This is a genomic window from Polynucleobacter sp. IMCC30063, assembly GCF_021395235.1.
GTDB lineage: Bacteria > Pseudomonadota > Gammaproteobacteria > Burkholderiales > Burkholderiaceae > Polynucleobacter.
Map to the genome: position 1 here is coordinate 1 of NZ_JAJVCQ010000005.1, position 18,191 is coordinate 18,191.

The following is an 18,191-nucleotide window of genomic DNA, read 5'->3' on the forward strand; positions in this document are numbered from 1 at the left end:
TCAGCCAAAAGTGGAGTATGCCCATCAGAGATTGGAAGGGTGCATTAAATCAGTTTAGTATTAAGTATGAGGAGAGAATCCCTCTGTAGTAAACGAACCCCGTTTACACAAAATATGGGACACCCTCAGTTTTGGCAATAAGTCCTGCACTTCCTGGTTAAACTTTTCATCTCTTTGAAAGTGATCTTGATTATTATCACCCTCATACTCTTTCATCATCATGTCCCACTCAGCTCTGACAGGCTCAATATTGATCTTATTCATATAATCATGATCAGTTGTATAAAAACGAGGACTGATCATTGAGCTAGAGACTGCCTTACGGGCAGCATCCTCTGCCGATTGAATCTCTTTAATAGTGACAGAGGCTGACATAGCTATATCTCCCTAATCAAATGTTATTTGTATGGATATATCCTAATTACCAGCCTCAAACAAGGTTTGACTTAGATCAAAGAATCTTGAGGTAATTTTTCTGAAATTTACCAATTAGGTAAAAGTACTAACTCAATCTGGAGAGAAATCCCATGGATTCATTAGATGCTTTAATGTCATCCGATTGGAAATTCAGGCCTTTGGCCTGGCCAGCACGATTCGAGCGTGCGACCTGGGCCTTAGATGAGATTATTCCAAGAGCCCAAAGTCTCTTATTGGCCGATAGCATCTGCACAAGCGTTACTTAATGTAACGCTCAAAAAAATACCAACCCTAGAGTTGGTATTGTGATTCTTGGTGGGCCCACCAGGACTTGAACCTGGGACCAAAGGATTCCGGTTTGTGTAGCTTTCACTACTCCCTGGACTTTATATTAGGCCTATTTTAGGCGCAATGAACGCTTCAAAAACCTGGCTAGCGATTCTTCAAAAGTCCCACTAAAGCAGTCGGAATCAGTCACCTGAACTTCCCGAGGATAAAAATGTGAAGCGCCTTGAATTTCGCAGGAAACATAATTTATTCCAACTTTTTTAAAGTAGTCTTCAAAAATGGGTCCTTGACTCAAAACATAATCTAAATCTTTAGACCCCCAAGAAACATAAACCGGTGGCTCATCGGCATTTCCGAGAATGCTTCTATTCATATCCATGGAATCCATATACCCCGATAAAGAAAATACAGCAGCTACCTTTTCTTTTTCAGGAAAAGCAGCATGTAAAGCTATACGGCCGCCAGCTGACCAACCACCAATTGCAATCTTAGTTTTATCGATATTAAAAAATTCAGCATTTTTTTTAACCCACTGAATTGCAGATACGCCATCATCAATAGCTCCCTCTATTCCTCTCCACAGGGTCAAATTATCTGCAGGGGGTAAATTCATAATTTTCCTTACCTCATCTACCCTGGAGCGGGGAACTGCTGCGGGACTGGAGATTGCAATGGTCTCCCCGGGATCAGGATCCTCTTGAATTAACCGATAGTCAATCGAGAAACAAACGTAGCCTCGCTTTGCAAACTCTAGACAGTATTCGGATATAGCAGTATTGGTAGATCCATTAACCTCAAAAGCATCATTATTTTTACTGCCACGATGAAACGCCCCACCAAATGCCATAATCAATGCTGGAGATGTGACATCCATTGGCAGCCCAATCGGTTCATATATATCGATTAGCACATCACGCTCAATAGGGTTTGTAGAAGAGTGGATAATTGCTCTTTTATAAACCTGATTAGAGATAAGCTTTACCTGAAATTGCTTGTTTAAATAATCTACATCGCTTGATAACATAATTTAGTATTTAATTTAATGAATAGAGGATCTATATGACAAATACAAATGAAAATCAAAGATTGGTTCTAATGCTAGATGATTTTTGTGAAGCTTTTAATCAACATAATCCTGATGCCATTGTATCGATGATTACTGATGATTGCGAGTTTAGACCTCCTATGGGAGAAAGTAGTTTTGGCGAGTCAATTAAGGGCAAAAAGGCAATTTGGGAAGTCTTTACTAATAACTTTAAAATTTTTCCTGACGCAAAATGGGTCCCAAGAAACACGAACCAAGTTTTTGGGGAGCGTGGCTTTTCTGAGTGGACATTTATTGCCACTCGAAAATCTGATGGTGAATTTTTTGAGTTAGATGGGGTAGATTTATTCTTTTTCAGAGGAGGAAAAATTTGCCTTAAAGATACTTATAGAAAAAATCGCACGCCAAAAATTTCTAATTGAGGTACTGGACTAAACCTGTTAAAAAATCATCGTCATCAATAGGACTATCTGCTGCTCTAGGCTTTGGTCGCGCGCCAAATGTGGCTACCACGATTTTTTTATGGGGATTGACATAAAGATATTGGCCAAAAATACCACGAGCCTTAAAGGCGCCCTGGTGTATTGCGCCCTTTTCAGGCGGCACTAGCCAAAATAAATAACCATAATCAACTGGCTTTCCCTTAACTTGAAATGGTGTGGAGGAATTTTTGACCCAATCCGCTGGCAATATTTGGCTTCCATTGATCATGCCATCATCAAGTAAAAACTGACCAAAGCGCGCTAGATCTCTTAAGCAAAAAGATAGGCCACCACCGCCAAATTCTTGGCCATTTATGGAATCTAGCCACCAACTTGCAGGAAATTCCATGCCTAATGGTTGCCAAATTTTTTCCTGTAAATACGTAGATAATGATTTATGAATCGCAGCTTTTAACAATGCACCAGCTATGAATGTATCTCCCGTATTGTAGTTCCACAGATCACCAGGCTTAGACTTGCGGGGTAGTTGGGACAAAAAATTTAAAATAGCATCCGCCTGCTGCAAGTGTTGTACTTCTAGCATTTTTCGTCGATCAGAATTTGGATTGCTATAAGTTTCATCCCACTGGACTCCAGAGCACATGCGTAATACCTGCTCTATGGTAACTTCACCATAAATACTTTTATCTAATTGAGGCAAATAGGTACTCACTTGCTCACCAACACCACCTATTGACCCATCTTGTATAGCAGCACCAATAAGCGTTGACGTAATTGATTTAGTTATTGAAAAACCACACCATTGTGTATCGTAGTTATTCCCATTGAAATAATTTTCATAGATCTTTATTCCATTTTTTAAGATACAAATCCCCGTAACATAATTCAGACGAATGTAATCATCTAAATTTAAATTTTGATTTAGTGTTAAAAAATTAAAATTTTCAAAATTAAATGGCTCATACGAAATTGAACTTGGAATTAAGCTTTGCTTAATCTGATGGCAAGGGAAAAAACGATCCAAATTTCGAATCGTTTTAACTCGTTGTGCAAGGTCTAATCGGCTCTCGTATAGCTCTTCTAAGGAGCTAATTTTCTCATTCTGCTGAAGATCCTGAAGATTATTCCATTTTTGCATTAACTGATTTTGCTATTTCTGCCCATTGTTTTGTCTCTTTTGCATACTGTGCGGTCCACTGACTAGGGGTACCTGCTTTTTCAATCGGTATTGATCCGCCACTAATAATTCGCTCTATCACTTTGGGCTGATCAATTGCCTTATTAAAAGCAGCACTTAGCTTATTAACAATTGGCGCTGGGGTACCAATAGGTACAAAAACTGCATGCCATCCCACTGCATCAAATGCAATGCCCGATTCTACTAATGTAGGAATGTTGGGTAAAACTGGTAAACGTTTGGGGCCAGTTACAGCCAATGCTTTTAGTTTTCCTTGCTGCACTAAGGGTAGAGTTGAAACTGCATCCAAAATACCAATGGTTACATTACCCGCCAAAATATCTGGGAGAGCTTTTGGGCCGCCGACATAGGGAACGTGGGTCATCTTTACTTTACCTAGGCGATTTATTGCCTCGCCAGCGAGATGGGATGGTGTGGCATTCCCAAATGAAGCAAAGGTTACTTTATCTCCATCTTTTTTTGCAAGCTCTAATAAGTCATTCATATTCTCAAGTTTGCTTTCACTGCGTGTCACAATTATTAAGGGAACAATTGCTAGCTGGCGCACCCCTGTAAAGTCCTTAATTGGATCGTATCCAGCTTTTGGCAGCACTGCAGGTGCAATCACAAATCCTGCGGCAGCCATTAGTAGGGTATAGCCATCAGCGGGTGATTTTGCAACATCTGCTGCTGCTACTGCCCCGCCGGCACCAGGTTTGTTTTCTATCACAATGGGTTGGCCTAATTCATTCTGCAAACTCTCTGATAGTAGGCGCGCAACGACATCAGTACCTCCTCCTGGCGCATTTGGAATAACAATTCGAATTGGCTTATTGGGATATGACTGAGCAATTGCTACCGGGTTAAAAGCGATGCTACCTATAATGCCAATAACATAAACTAGTGCCAGTTGAGATATTTTCATCAATTAACTTCCTATCTAAAGAAACTTACTTTATATTAATAATATGCAGGTCTACAACCCATTACATGATCCCTTGAGAGATTCTATACCAGGAATTAATCAACATTATTCCCCAACTTACTGGGTAGCAACAGCCGGTACTCCACCGCCAAATAATGGCTCAATTCAAGGGGATATAGACGTTGATGTGGTCATTGTTGGTTCAGGGGCCACAGGCATAGCTACATCCCTTTACTTAGCACAAGAACATGGCATACAGGCCATAATTCTTGAGGCAAATCAATCGGCCTGGGGTTGCTCTAGTCGCAATGGCGGGCAAGGACAAAATGCAAGCGGTCGACTTAGTCGGTCTCAGTGGATTGAGCGCTGGGGCCTAGATACTGCAAAAAAACTTGATAAAGAAATCCGGATGGGATTCGATAACTTTGCACAACTAACTACCGAAATTGAGTGTGAAGCAACTCCTGGCGGGCACCTCTATATAGCCCATCGCCCTGATAAATTAGCATATCTTCAGCATGAGGCTGATATTAAACATAAGATTTTTGGATACAACCCGAAAATTCTTACTAAAGCTGAGATTAAAGAGCGGTATTGCGATGATCATGATGCTCATGGCGCTATGCTTGAAGAAGAGGGAATAGGAATTCATCCGCTTAAATTTAATTTTGGCATGCTTAAAAAAGCACAGGCCTTAGGTGTCAAAATTTATACTGGTAGCCCTGTTACTGAATCTAAAGTAATAAATGGGATTCACCATTTATACACACCTAATGGCGTGGTTAGAGCTAAACGCGTTGCATTTTGCACGGGTGGATATACCGGGCAAAATCTTAATGGAGCTCTTAAAAATAAACTGCTCCCCGTGCTTTCTAATTCTATAGTGACTAGACCCCTAACGAGCAGTGAAATTGCTGCTACACAATTTCACTCTCATGTATTTATTACCGATACTCGTAAATTACGTTTTTATTACCGCCTATTAAAAGATAATCGCTTGCAAATTGGCAGTCGAAGCGCAGTGATTGGTAGTGATGCTAGTAATCCAAAGCATTACCAATTGCTGTTAGATGGATTGGCTCGTAAATTTCCGCCCTTGGCCGGAATTAAAATCGACTATTCCTGGTGGGGATGGGTTGATATGAGCCATGACATGATGCCCAGAATCATTAAACCTAACCCGGAGAATAATCTCTGGTATGCACTAGGGTATGGTGGAAATGGGGTATCTTTTTCAACTTGGGCCGGCAAAAGGTTAGCGCAGCGGATAGCAGGAAAAGATCACAGTGAGCCTGCATTTAGTTTGCCAATTTATACATCTCAGCTTGAATACCCAAACCTATTCGGCAAAATTAAATCGGAGTTATTCGCTCCTTTTCGTCGACTAGGCCAAGCGTTACTTTATAAATGGTATTGGCTGAAAGATGAAATTATTTAACGTATAGCCCCACAAGAGTTACTTAAAGTAACGCTAAAAAAAATACCAACCCTATAGTTGGTATTGTGATTATTGGTGGGCCCAAGAGGACTTGAACCTGGCTTATAGGAGATTAGATTGTTAATCTATAGGCGTTACTTAAAGTAACGCTTAGGAAGCTCATTCACGATGATGAGTGTCAAATTAAGCCAGCAGGCTTTAGCTATCATTCCTCAAAGCGATTAAGAGAGGATGCCCAGTAGGAAAATTTACATCCTCTACAGCTACTGCTACAGCTACTTCAGGTAACTTTTTGGCTACCTCTTCGCTATCCTGAAAAATCATAGTCCACTTATTAAAGCTTCTATGTTCAATTGGCTTTGACTCTATGAGGCGAATATTTTTATGCCTAGTATCTTTTTGAATTTTTTCCCATAAATCCTCAATCTGGGTCCTTGGTCCTTCAATGACTTGACCAAAGCGATTATTTTCAAAAATTAAAGCGCCTGTAACCCCTATACTCGTATTTCTCAAATAGGAGTGATAAAGCAAGCGCATCAAACCCAGAAAGGACATCTCTTGGGCGGGCTCGCTCACATAAGTTAATTCGATCAATTGGGTCATATAGTTCTAATATAAAGAAATATCTCAATCAACACAGACAACACTAATAATCCCTCGCTACAAGTAGTGTCAAATATAAAACCACCCGCAGGTAGTTTTAGTGTTTCTTGGTGGCCCGGGGCGAAATCTAACCAGGACTGAAGATGGTAAATCCTAACCCCCCACAAGCGTTACTTTAAGTAACGCTCAAAAAAATACCAACCCTAGAGTTGGTATTGTGATTTATGGTGGGCCCACCAGGACTTGAACCTGGGACCAGAGTAAATTTTAAGTTTCCAGCTTTTCAAGCTCTACTTTTACAAAATCAGTTCTTTGAGGCTCAGCACTTGGCGCAGAAGCCATAATGGCTATTATTTTTTTCCCAATAGCTTCAATATTTTCTCTATCTTTCGTGGCATCACTAAAACTTTGGATATTTAAAATTGAGTTTTGGGAGTAGCTCCTAAAAAAATTACTCGGGTTTAAATGCATCATTGATGCCAAAAGAGGAATATTTTCATTCTGTAACGCCTGGGATAGGATTTTTCTAAATAGAACAACCCCCTTATCCCCTGAAAGTCGGTGCTCATCGACGCGAGAAGCAATCTCACCTTGACCAACAATTGCTTCAAAATCACCAGGTAACATTTGCCGCTCTTTATGTGTCCGAGATCCAGCTACTTGGCCACCCAAAAAATCAATCGAGTCATGTCCAACTTGATCCATATTGCCCATATTGTCCGGGTCAATTGAAGGACCAAACATTCGCCATCCAAAAATGATTGAATTTTCGTTATCTACTGGAACATACCATCTAGCCATATGAACGCGGTGAAAAACTCTTCTGGTATTGCCCTTCTCATATAAATAGGCGTGGTGACTTAAATTCGGTAAGATACATTCATTAATCCTCCACCAAACTAATTTTTCTGACATTCTTCTTCCGGCAACAAATGCCATTGCAGTATTTTCGCGAACTGCATGGTAATCAAGTACCGGTATGCTGCTAAACGATGGAAGAGTAAAAGAGTCAAAATCAACCTCGCTGGGTAATTCCCCATCATAGAGACTCATTGGCTGATGTAAGGTGGCTGTATGCATTTGATCTGCGATATTTTCAATAACCTGCAGCCAATTACAAGGGTAAATATTGGAAAAAGCGACTAATTCTGTTTTATTTTCTTTTGAAAAAGAGTCCCACTCCTCGAATTCTGGAATGGTATCGGGATTTCCAAAATAAGCAAAGATTAAACCGTCTCTTTCGATAGTTGGATATGCGGGCTGGCAAAACCGCCCCATTACTCGCTGCCCCCCATTTGGCTCAGATGGAATTTCAAGAATTTCTCCAGTTACATCAAAATGTATACCGTGGTAACAACACTTAATTCCACCAGCTTCTTGTGTCACTCCAAACTCGAGGGAAGCTCCCCTATGGGCGCAATGAAGTTGCATTAAACCAATTTGGTTCTTGCCATCTCTAAAAATAACAAGATCTTCATTAAATATTTTTATTTTTTTTGGTAAACGTGTAACTTGAGATGCAAGTGAGACTGGCTGCCAAAAACACCTCATATACTCACCTAATGGAGTACCAAAATTAGAATCGGTCAAAAGATCATCTGGCTTATTTTGCCTTCTTATCTTATAACCTTGATACGCTGTGGATGAATTTTTTATCATATTTTTCATAAAATTACTTTTGGTTTGCTTGAGCAATAGATTCAGAAATTTTTTCAGCCAGCATTAAGATAGGAATATTGGTGTTACTACTTATATGCATTGGAAGAACTGATCCATCAACTACACGTAATTTAGTGGTCCCAAAGACTTTGCAATTAGTATCTACAACACTATTTTTTTCTAATCCCATTTTGCAAGTTCCAATGGGATGCCAGCAGGTATGTCCTGTCTCTTTTGCAAAATTCAGTAAATCGTCATTTGAACTTACTTTTTTTGTTGGTCGAATTTCTTTTGTAATTATATTTTTTAAGGCTGGAGATTCTGCAAGTTTTCGAATAAGTTGCAATCCCTCAATAACTGTTTTTTGATCTCTCGCAGTATCAAGATAGTTTGGCTGGATATTTGATGGACTATTAATATCTAAGGAATTTATATGAGAATATCCGCTTGAGTCGGGATAAATTCCGTAAACTCCGATATGAAAAGCAGAGCCAGGATCAAGACTAGCCCTAATTCCTGCTAAGTCTAGTCCAGATTTTCCAGATTCGGGAATTCTGCCCTCAGCACTCATAAGTGAAACCTGAATTCTTAGGTTTGGAATGGCCTCAGATTCATTGCTGCGTAAATATGCTGTAGATTTTAAGGTAGTCGTTGAAAAGATCCCCTTTTTAAATACCAAATAATTTAATAGTTGCATTCCCAATGAAAATTTATTACCCATCATATAGTTAACTGTATCTTTAGAGCTTGTCTCATAACAAATACGAGTCATAAAGTGGTCCTGCAAATTCTCACCAACAAATGCATTTTCAAATACCATAGGAATGGAATAATTATTTAATATCTTTGGATTTCCCACCCCCGATAACTCAAGTAATTTAGGGCTTCGAATAGCCCCAGCGCATAAAATAACTTCTTTATCTGCTAACGCTTCATATATCTGATTATTTTTTATATAACTAACGCCAATAGCCTGGTTACCAGAAAATAAAATCTTATTAACCTGCGCATTTTTTAATATAGTTAAATTTTTCCGATGAGAAATATTATCTAGATAACCCTTAGCCGAACTAACTCTTTTTCCATTTTTTGAAGACAACTGCAAATATCCGACTCCATCTGGTATATCAGCGTTATAGTCAATAACCCGTGGATATCCATTTTCAATGCATGCCTTTATAAACAACTCTGAAATTTCATCTTTTTCAGCTAAAGCAGCTCCAATTGGGCCTCCACGGTGTCTTAAATTTGACGAACTAAACTGGCAATCCTCTAATTTCTTGAAATAAGGTAAGCAGTCTTTATAGCTCCATCCATTGCAGCCCAATGTAACCCAATCATCATATCGAATTGGATGCCCCCTAACAAAAATCATTCCGTTAATAGCACTTGATCCTCCAATGCATTTACCGCTAATCCAATCAATTTTTCGCTGAAGAGTTCCGCCAGAAGGTTTTGTAATATCGGCCCATAAATTCTGCTTATTATTTAATAATTTTCCCACGCCTAAGGGAATTGATAATGCTAAATCGGAGCTAATATCATCGCCTGCCTCAATTAAAAGAACTTGATTTTGGTTGTTCTCGCTTAATCTTGATGCAAGCACACATCCTGCGGATCCAGCGCCAACAATGACATAGTCAAATTGCATATAACTTAGTCGGTATTATTTGTATATTTACGATACTTATCTAGCTCCCTAACTGGAAACTTGAGTGCATCACGCCGATATGGTTCATTTAGGATCGCAGGATCAGTCATTATTTCAATTACTGAAGGTATAGATTGTTTAAAAGCATCTTTTACCGCCGACCCAATATCCGCAGCTTTATCAATTTGATAGCTTTTTGCTCCCATATCACCAGCAATTTGAGCAAATGATGGATTTTCTAAATCTGTATAAAAATAACGCTTTCCAAAAAAATCATATTGATTTCGCCGCTCTGCCCCATAAACCTTGTTATTAAAAATAATAGTTACAAAATTGAGTTTTTCTCTAACTGTTGTCATTACCTCTTGTAAAGACATACTCCATGCGCCGTCACCAACTAATGCGAGGACTTTTCTATCGGGACTTGCAAGCGAAACTCCCATTGCAGTTGGGTATCCAACTCCAATACCGCCTAAGCTGCCTGCAGCAAACCACGATCTTGGTTTATCAAACGAAGTAAAGTAGGCATTAGCGCTACCACTAATGTTTCCTACGTCAGCTACCACTGAAACGTCAGTACCTGAAACCGCTTTTGAGACCTCCCACAATGCGCGTCTAGGCGGAATCGGATCGCCTTCGATATCGGACATTTCTTTTAATTTCTGAGACCAAGTATCCTTTTGCTCTTGAATATGTTGTTTTCTTGCTTTTGAATCAATTTCTAACTTGCATCCCGTTAAAGCTTCAATAAGTTGATTAGTTACAGCCTTGCAGTCGCCAAGTAAGCCTACGTTCATGGCCCTTAGAGAGCCTAACTCCAGAGGATTAATAGAGTTGTGTATTAATTTAGCGTGTTTAGGGAAAAAATCAATACCATACTGCGGTGTTGTTCCAAATGAATTTAATCGTGAACCCAAAACTAGAATTAAATCGGATTCGGATAATAATCGCATCGCAGCTTCTGACCCTTGATAGCCAATTGGGCCAACAGCCAATGGATGTGAACCATAAAAAGCATCATTGTGCGCATACACGCATGCAACAGGTGCCGTCAACATTTCTGCAAGGCGGGCAATAGAATCATGTGCTTCGCTGTCAATTGCGCCATGTCCTACTAATATAGATATTTTTTTACTTTGTTTAATTAGCTGAATAGCTTCTTTAATTGATTCTACATCTGCCCCACCATAACGACCATTGGTTCGATAAAGCTCAGGAGAAAGTTCGTCTTCATCCCAGATTCCATAATAGGAATCTCGAGGTACATCAATTTGAACTGGCCCACGAAGACTAACAGCTGCACGAAAAGCACCACGTATTGCCTCTGACATTCGATCTGGTCTATTTACTTGCAATTGCCATTTAACAACTGGGGCAAGCATACGCATTTGGTCAATTTCTTGAAACGCACCAGTACCAATTGCAGAAGTTACGACTGATGGCGTAATAACTACTAATGGCGTGTGATTAAGGTATGCACTAGCCACGCCTGTTACTAAATTTGTAATCCCTGGTCCATTTTGACCAATGCAAACTCCAGGCTTTCCAGTTGCACGGGCATAGCCCTCTGCCATAAGGGCTGCACTTTGTTCATGTCGGACTTGAATAAATCTGATCCCAGCCTCTGGAAAAAGATCTAAGGGGTCCATAAATGCAGAGCCAACAATTCCACAAATATACTCGACACCTTCTAAGCGAAATGCCTCTACAAAAGCTTCACTACCAGAAATCTTTCTTTTCATTTTTTTCTCACTTTAATTTTTATTTTTTAAGTATTTGCTACTAAATGCAAAATCTCTCTAATTCTTCGGGCAACTCGAACGCACTCATCACTACTAATATCTCTAGGCCTAGCACTATCCATAGTCAATATCTCAACTATCCTTCCGGGTCGAGGAGACATGATAATAATTCGATCGGCAAGTTTTATTGACTCTTCAATGCTGTGGGTAATGAATACAACTACCTTTTTGTTAAGCTGCCAAATACGTACTAGCTCATCTTGCATGCGCTCCCTGGTAAATGAGTCAAGAGCAGCAAATGGTTCGTCCATAAGTAAAATTGCAGGATCTACTGCCATAGCCCTTGCCAAGGCTACTCTTTGACGCATTCCACCAGATAGTTGGATTGGATACTTATTTTCAAACCCCTTAAGATCAATCAATTCAATGAAATGATTGACAATTTTTTGTCGTTCAGATTTTCCAAAGTTTCTTTGTTTTAAACCATACTCAATATTTTTACTAATTGTCAGCCAGGGAAATAATGCATAGTCTTGAAACATCATAGTACGATCAGGGCCCGGGCCTAAGATAGGATTGCCAAGAACCTCTGCAAATCCTTTTGTGGGGAACTCAAATCCGGCAAGGATATTTAATAAAGTTGTTTTGCCACAGCCACTAGGCCCCAATACACAAATAAACTCTTGCTGCTGAATATTGAGATTAATTTTTTCTAATGCTAATACTTCATTAGAACCGGATCCATAAATCTTTTCTAAATCTTTAATTTGAATTACGTTATCAGTCATTATTGATTTCCCAGTCTCCACCACGGCATTATGGTGGCCTGAATTAATCTAATGAGCGCATCTAGAAGCAAGCCAATTAAACCAATCACAACCATTCCTACAATTACATAATCACTTCGAAAAAGATATCTACCTTGGTTAATCAAGTACCCAAGACCTGAAGTAGCAGCAACCAATTCCCCGGCAACTAGAGCCATCCATGCAATCCCAGTGCCAACACGAAGCCCCACAAACATCTGAGGCAATGCTGCAGGAAAAATAACAGTCATAATGATTGAAAATTTTGATGCCCCTAAAGTCTTTGCAGCTCTTATATATTGCGGGTCAACATCTCTGACACCTTCCATTGTGCTTATTAAAATAGGGAAAACTGCGCCCAAGAAAATAATGAATTCATTTTGAACATTTGAAATACCAAACCATAAAATACTTAATGGTATCCATGCTAAAGGAGGAATTGGTCTAAAAAAATTCACTACGGGTTCAAAAGACCATGAAAAACTTTTAGAGGCGCCAAGCAGAGAACCTAACGGTATCGCCACTAAAAGAGCAACGCCAATGGCGATAAAAACCCTAGAAAGACTAGCGTAAATATCTTTTTGAAGGGTTCCTTTTTGAATTAGCTCAACCGCACCCGAAAAAACTTCACTCGGTGGCGGAAGTTGCAGTGAAATTGTGCTGCTATTCTCGCTTACAAGTTGCCAAACAATTATAAGAAGGGCCAAAAGCCAAAGTCTAGCAACAGACTTTAATGCTTTTTTTATTTGCAATTCATTCCCCAGATTCCATTTAAAACACTTACTAAGTATTTTTATTGATTAAATAATTTAACTTGGCTTAAATGTTTTGCCAGCGAAAGTCCATGGACGAATTAAGTCACCAGGGCCTGGAAAATTCTGCTTACCCATTTCCATCACCCCATAAGGAGGATAAGGAGGTTGACCAACCTTTCCTGCCCAATTTGAAGGCATAAAGGGAGCCTTTTTGGGCACGGCCCATCCTAATTGGTTGAATGTTTCAGCAAGGTATTTAGGCCGTAATACAGCCTTAAAATCAGCCTCGGTATAGCGGCGCTTCAAGACTCCGGCGTCAGTCATAATTCCAGATTGATATAACTCCAGTGGTATCCATAAACCTCCGGTATCTTCAAAAACATAATTTCGCGTGGGCTTAGGATTAAGCACATGGATTTGAACGTCACGCTCAATTAATTTAATATCGCGCCCTCTTTGGGATGGGTCAGCAGCAAAATCAGAAATTGCCTCTTTTGGCTTATAGCGAGCAATTAATTGCGCCTCCATAAAGCTATCCGTATAAGCCTGAACTACGTCGGGAGCATTTTCTTCAATTTCCCCACGCATATAGGAGTAACCATTAAATATCTCATAATTATTAATGAGGTCAAAAATGCGTGCATTTTTAAGAAACTCATCCATGAGCATCACATTGGGTTCCCAGATCCCGACTATATCTATCCCTTGAGGCATCATAAGAATATCGGCAGGCGCAGTATTTTTAATCACATAATCTTTGCCTTCTTCAAGCCCATACACCTTTACTGCAATTAAAAATGCGAGGTGGGTTGTGCTTCCAATTGTGATGCCAACTACAGCAGGCCGTCCAAGAACTTTTGCACCTTTTAATTCTGAAATGCTATTTTTTAAGGGGGAGTCCTTATGGCATAAAAAAGCCTGTCTTTGAGTAGGATAGCAAGCAATTGCAGCAGTGGGGATTTTTTTATCTATAACCTGCAATAAGCCTAAAGAGCCTGCTTGGGCAACTTGAACGCGCCCTGGCATGTATACCTCATTCATCAGGCTGGCGGCAACAAAGGGGCTATATTCAGCCTCGATGCCTCTTAGCTCCATTAACTTTTGCTGGCGCATTAAAAAAAGGATTATGTTCCCCTCCGACCAAAGAGGGTTCCATGCAATTTGAAGTGGCCACCAACCTTTAGACTTTAGCCACGCAACAGATTTATCAGAAATTTTTCGGTAGGGAGTTGGCCAGCCCCATTGCGTAAAAGTGCTAGTTTGGGCGAACGAAGATGTTGAACCAAGCATCAGAGACGAAAGCCCTGCTGAAGCTGTCAAACTTAAGCTTTGCTCTATAAAAGTACGTCTAGAGTTCTTTTCTAATTTATTTAAATCAGATATACCGCTTAATTTCTTATTTGTCATATCTCCTCCCAAAAATTTAATGAATTAGCTTTTCATTTTTTTAAATCTAACAGAAATTTTATTAATGTCAATATTGAGATAATAAATCTCATTTTTTGCAAAAATTGATTAAAATAAGTAAAATATCAATAGGTGACTATCAAAACTAAGGGCAGATGAAAAATAAAATTACTGGATATGACGAATTTATAAGGGAAAGTACTAACTCCTCTAAGGACTCCGCGATCACAAGAGCTATTGAAATTCTATTTGCACTTAGTAGCTCACCAGAACCTCTATCGGCGATTGGTGTTTCAGAAAAATTAAAGATCCCTAAAGCATCAATTCATAGACTAATGGTTCATTTAGAGTCAATTGGAATTTTAGAAAGAGAGCCTGGAAGTAAAAAATTTATAACAGGGCAAAGGTTAAACAACTTAGCAATAGAAACCTTAATTAACTCGCCAAATAAATCAATGCGCCATTCAATCCTTGAAGCGCTAGTGAGTGATTTAAAAGAGACTTGCAACATCACGGCTCTTGCTGGAAATAAAGTGATTTATATAGATCGAGTTGAATCACAATGGCCCCTAAGAATTCATTTGCAGCCTGGATCTATAGTGCCAATTTATTGCGGTGCAAGCGGAAAACTTTTTTTAAGTTATATGCCAGCTCAGCAAAGACGAAGAATTTTAAACTCTATAACTCTTGTTAAATACACCGAGCACACAATAATCAATATAGAAAAAATTGAAAAAGAATTAAAAAAAATTCGTTCACAAAACTATGGCTTAGATATTGAAGAGTTTATGCAAGGTCTAATTGGTATAGCGGTTCCAATTTTTAATCGTAATAATAAGATATGCGGAACCGTATCAATCCATATACCAACCGTCCGCCATGATCTATCAGAGGCGATTGCGTGCATTCCAAAGCTCAGAATTGCTGCCGAGAAAATAAGTCAAACTTTTTCGCGAGAGGATATTTAATTTGACCCCAAATTAATTTATCGAAAATCGTTCAATTTACTAGCAGTGGTTACGTAACTAAAACAATTATTTGTTAATATTTTTGAGAATTTTTTGCATTTCCTCTAAATCTTGATTCATTACCACCAAAGTATCAGATTGGGGCACATAGCTTTTTTCCGATGCAAAAGAATCCTTCAAGTAGGCTTTATATTTTGGTAAATTAACTATCTTATTTAAAGCTTGAGATATAACTGCTATTTTTGCAGGATCAGTGCCAGCCTTAATAATTAGCGCTCTTCTTTGGGGCAGTGTAACATTATATCCAACCTCCTTAGATGTTGGAATGTCTTTAAAATCATTTAATCGCTCGGCACTGAAAAAGATGATTGGTCTCATTTGCTTTGACTCTACAAAGCTAGCCACATTGCCGGCTGGCGAATACAGGGCATCAACGTGCCCTCCAATTAATGCTGCGTACCTCTCTCCAGGCTTTGCATAAGGAATTACATTTATCTTCAATCCTTTGGATTGTAGATAACTCATCGTAATATCATCCGTACTTCCAAGTCCAGAAATTGCTATTGAGACAGGACTATTTTTTGCTGCTTGCTCAAAACTCTTCCAATTATTAAATTTATCACCTGAAACATATAGGCCTGAAGGAAGTTGAATGACTATGCCTAAGTTAATAAAATCATCAATTTTCCATTTCGGCTGCTGGGTAGCTAAAAGAGCAAAATTATCCCAGGCCAATAAGAGCAAGGTTTGACCATCAGCTGGATCAGACAATAACTTTTGCATACCAATATTTCCAGTTGCCCCGGGCATATTAATTACGGGTACTGATATTTTTAACTCCTGCTCTAATTGATTGGCAATTAGCCTTCCAGTTTGATCTGATCCGCCTGAGGGACCCCAGGGGATGATTAATTGAATGGGCTTTGAGGGATATTTATCCTGGGCCCAAGAGTATTGCCCAAAACATAAGCTGGCTATAAAAAAGAAAAATAGGAAATAGCTCTTTATCTTATCAATCATTATTAACCCCAAATTTTTAATGCATTAACTTATTAACCCTCTGTTGCCCTAACCATTGCCGATGTCCAGCCGCCATCAACAGTAAGAACTGTGCCAGAAATAAAATCCGAAGAGTTAGAGCAAAGAAAAAAAACTGCATCTGCAACTTCGCTTGGCTTACCCCATCTGCCTACATTATTTTCTTTCCCCCAAACTGCAGCTAATTCATTATCAGCTGCAAATCCTGAATTTAGTGGTGTATCAATCAACGCAGGAGCAACTGCATTAATATAGATATTTTTACCGCGCATATCCAAAGCAGCAGCTTTAGTAAAGGCAATTTCGCCACCTTTAGAGGCGCAATATGCCACTCTCTCTGGTCTTCCAAATAATCCTGCTACCGATGAAATATTAACAATCTTACCTTTTCCATTTTTTAACATGTATGGAATGACTGCTTTACAACACAAAAATGGGGCTGTTAAATTAACGTCTAAAGTACGGCGCCATTCTTCTTCTGTTTGCTCTAATAATGGATTTATAAATCTTATTCCTGCATTGTTTACTAGAATATCAATACGCGAATATTTTGCAAAAGTTTGATCTGCCATATTGGCAACATCACTGGAGTTTGAAACATCTGCCTTAACTGCGAAGGCATTTCCACCGCCCTTCAGAATTTCTGAAACCGCTAAATTTGCAGATTCTAAATTTATGTCGGCAATTACTACAGTAGCTCCCTCGCTAACTAATTTTCCAACAATTGCCCGGCCTATTCCTACGCTTCCACCGGTAACGATTGCTACCTTATTTTTGAGTTCCATAATTTTTCATTTTTAAAATGGTATTGATCCCGCAAAAGTAGTTCTATGCATTTTTCTCCGTAAAGGGGGAGCATAGTCGCTGACTGCTAAATGCTGTGTGGAGCAGTTATCCCACATTATTAAATCATTAGCTTTCCATTTATGCCGATATACAAAATCTTCTCTGGTGCATAACTTGTCTAACTCTTGAAGGATTTTCTTACTTTCTGCCTCAGGGATTCCTTCTATTTTAGTAACGCACAATGGACTTAAATATATGGACTTCCTACCTGTTACAGGATGGGTTCGAATAATGGGATGGTTTTCAGGTGGCCTCTTAATCTGTTCATCTGTAAATTTAACTGCGGTTATTGTGTCTTTGGGGGCATCATCATAGGCTTTAGTCATTTTATGAAGCGCCTTTAGATCTCGTAACTTAATCTTCATGTCTTCACTTAAAGCATCATATGCTGCAAAAGTACTGGCAAATAAAGTATTTCCGAGAGAATTCCCTTTTGAATCATATGGAACCTCTAATGCATAAAGTGCCGATCCAGCGCTTGGCGTTTTTAAATAGGAGGTGTCTGTATGCCAAGTAGCTACGCGCTCAGTGTCAGCAAATCCTATTGGCTTACCGTTTTCAATAATATTTGATAGAAGAAGAATCTCTGGATGGTCTTCCAGTAAATACTGCTTTAAAGAATGAATTTCTAATGATCCAAAGCGCTTACTAAAGTCGACATGCACTTTTGGTGAGATTCTTTGATCATGAAAAACAAGTAACGAGTATTCATAGTACGCATCTTTTATTTTGGAAAAAGTTTCCTCATCTATATCCTTAGAAAGGTCAATTCCGCTGATTTCAGCTCCAAAATATGGGTTTAAGCGCTTTATTTGAAATGAACTATTTGTTTCGCTACTCATATTGCCCCCCATTTATATTTTTAGGGTTAACCACTAATTTTTTTAAATATGATTACACGGATATAAATTTAGCACTAACCTAACGAATATTTTATGATTCATATAGTATCTTAAAAAAGTAATTGCTATTAAATTTAATGT

General features: G+C 39.0%; 17 protein-coding genes, 1 tRNA gene and 1 pseudogene. 4 read left to right on the plus strand and 15 right to left on the minus strand.

Translation table 11 applies throughout. The features are described from left to right. Positions 1-60: 60 nt before the first annotated feature. Entirely contained in the window at positions 61-375 is a 315-nt protein-coding gene (locus tag LZG75_RS09845) for a hypothetical protein (RefSeq protein ID WP_233937388.1), read from the minus strand. Positions 376-527: 152 nt separating this feature from the next. On the opposite strand from LZG75_RS09845, the gene LZG75_RS09850 reads away from it, so the two are divergent. Further along, positions 528-683: a hypothetical protein gene (locus tag LZG75_RS09850; RefSeq protein ID WP_233937389.1), complete on the plus strand. Its 156-nt coding sequence runs from the start codon at positions 528-530 to the stop codon at positions 681-683. A gap of 131 nt (positions 684-814) precedes the next feature. On the opposite strand, the gene LZG75_RS09855 is transcribed toward LZG75_RS09850, so the two are convergent. Beyond that, positions 815-1,729 (minus strand): alpha/beta hydrolase, encoded by a 915-nt coding sequence (locus LZG75_RS09855; RefSeq protein ID WP_233937390.1) that lies wholly within the window; start codon positions 1,727-1,729, stop codon positions 815-817. 35 nt (positions 1,730-1,764) lie between these two features. Between LZG75_RS09855 and LZG75_RS09860 the strand changes: the two genes are divergently transcribed. Continuing rightward, the gene (locus LZG75_RS09860; RefSeq protein ID WP_233937393.1) at positions 1,765-2,172 is read left to right on the plus strand and encodes a nuclear transport factor 2 family protein; all 408 of its coding nucleotides are present in this window, start codon (positions 1,765-1,767) and stop codon (positions 2,170-2,172) included. Here the strand turns inward: LZG75_RS09860 and LZG75_RS09865 are convergent. Together LZG75_RS09865 and LZG75_RS09870 are read right to left on the minus strand one after the other, a co-directional pair. Continuing rightward, positions 2,165-3,331, minus strand: coding sequence for a serine hydrolase (locus LZG75_RS09865; RefSeq protein WP_233937394.1), 1,167 nt, complete (start codon positions 3,329-3,331; stop codon positions 2,165-2,167). The genes LZG75_RS09860 and LZG75_RS09865 overlap by 8 nt on opposite strands. Then, positions 3,315-4,295: a tripartite tricarboxylate transporter substrate binding protein gene (locus LZG75_RS09870; protein WP_233937396.1), complete on the minus strand. Its 981-nt coding sequence runs from the start codon at positions 4,293-4,295 to the stop codon at positions 3,315-3,317. The genes LZG75_RS09865 and LZG75_RS09870 overlap by 17 nt, the downstream gene beginning before the upstream one ends. Before the next feature lie 43 nt (positions 4,296-4,338). Here LZG75_RS09870 and LZG75_RS09875 point away from each other — a divergent pair, with 43 nt between their 5' ends. Further along, the gene (locus LZG75_RS09875; protein ID WP_233937398.1) at positions 4,339-5,733 is read left to right on the plus strand and encodes an FAD-binding oxidoreductase; all 1,395 of its coding nucleotides are present in this window, start codon (positions 4,339-4,341) and stop codon (positions 5,731-5,733) included. Between the two features lie 198 nt (positions 5,734-5,931). On the opposite strand, the gene LZG75_RS09880 is transcribed toward LZG75_RS09875, so the two are convergent. From LZG75_RS09880 to LZG75_RS09910, 8 genes and pseudogenes are all read right to left on the minus strand, one after another. Then, positions 5,932-6,336: a BLUF domain-containing protein gene (locus LZG75_RS09880; RefSeq protein ID WP_255698881.1), complete on the minus strand. Its 405-nt coding sequence runs from the start codon at positions 6,334-6,336 to the stop codon at positions 5,932-5,934. Positions 6,337-6,561: 225 nt separating this feature from the next. After that, a tRNA-OTHER gene (locus LZG75_RS09885) sits at positions 6,562-6,657 on the minus strand. A gap of 987 nt (positions 6,658-7,644) precedes the next feature. Beyond that, positions 7,645-8,004 (minus strand): annotated as a pseudogene (locus LZG75_RS12335) (Rieske 2Fe-2S domain-containing protein); the annotation flags it as partial. A 4-nt stretch (positions 8,005-8,008) separates the two neighbouring features. Then, positions 8,009-9,646 (minus strand): GMC family oxidoreductase, encoded by a 1,638-nt coding sequence (locus LZG75_RS09890; protein ID WP_233937399.1) that lies wholly within the window; start codon positions 9,644-9,646, stop codon positions 8,009-8,011. Positions 9,647-9,651: 5 nt separating this feature from the next. Further along, positions 9,652-11,388: a sulfoacetaldehyde acetyltransferase gene (locus tag LZG75_RS09895; RefSeq protein ID WP_233937400.1), complete on the minus strand. Its 1,737-nt coding sequence runs from the start codon at positions 11,386-11,388 to the stop codon at positions 9,652-9,654. Between the two features lie 26 nt (positions 11,389-11,414). Continuing rightward, the gene (locus LZG75_RS09900; protein WP_233937401.1) at positions 11,415-12,176 is read right to left on the minus strand and encodes an ABC transporter ATP-binding protein; all 762 of its coding nucleotides are present in this window, start codon (positions 12,174-12,176) and stop codon (positions 11,415-11,417) included. After that, positions 12,176-12,946 (minus strand): ABC transporter permease, encoded by a 771-nt coding sequence (locus LZG75_RS09905; RefSeq protein WP_233937402.1) that lies wholly within the window; start codon positions 12,944-12,946, stop codon positions 12,176-12,178. The genes LZG75_RS09900 and LZG75_RS09905 overlap by 1 nt, the downstream gene beginning before the upstream one ends. Before the next feature lie 57 nt (positions 12,947-13,003). Next, a complete protein-coding gene (locus LZG75_RS09910; RefSeq protein WP_233937404.1) occupies positions 13,004-14,062 on the minus strand; it encodes an ABC transporter substrate-binding protein in 1,059 nt (352 codons plus the stop codon). Positions 14,063-14,511: 449 nt separating this feature from the next. Here LZG75_RS09910 and LZG75_RS09915 point away from each other — a divergent pair, with 449 nt between their 5' ends. Next, a complete protein-coding gene (locus LZG75_RS09915; protein ID WP_233937406.1) occupies positions 14,512-15,324 on the plus strand; it encodes an IclR family transcriptional regulator in 813 nt (270 codons plus the stop codon). Positions 15,325-15,390: 66 nt separating this feature from the next. On the opposite strand, the gene LZG75_RS09920 is transcribed toward LZG75_RS09915, so the two are convergent. From LZG75_RS09920 to LZG75_RS09930, 3 genes are read right to left on the minus strand one after another with little or no spacing between them, the layout of a single operon-like run. Next, a complete protein-coding gene (locus LZG75_RS09920) occupies positions 15,391-16,344 on the minus strand; it encodes a tripartite tricarboxylate transporter substrate binding protein (RefSeq protein WP_233937408.1) in 954 nt (317 codons plus the stop codon). A gap of 32 nt (positions 16,345-16,376) precedes the next feature. Next, on the minus strand, positions 16,377-17,147 hold the full coding sequence (locus LZG75_RS09925; RefSeq protein ID WP_233937410.1) for an SDR family NAD(P)-dependent oxidoreductase: 771 nt from the start codon (positions 17,145-17,147) through the stop codon (positions 16,377-16,379). A 12-nt stretch (positions 17,148-17,159) separates the two neighbouring features. After that, positions 17,160-18,050, minus strand: a complete 891-nt coding sequence (locus tag LZG75_RS09930) for a TauD/TfdA family dioxygenase (RefSeq protein WP_233937412.1) — start codon at positions 18,048-18,050, stop codon at positions 17,160-17,162. Positions 18,051-18,191 lie beyond the last annotated feature (141 nt).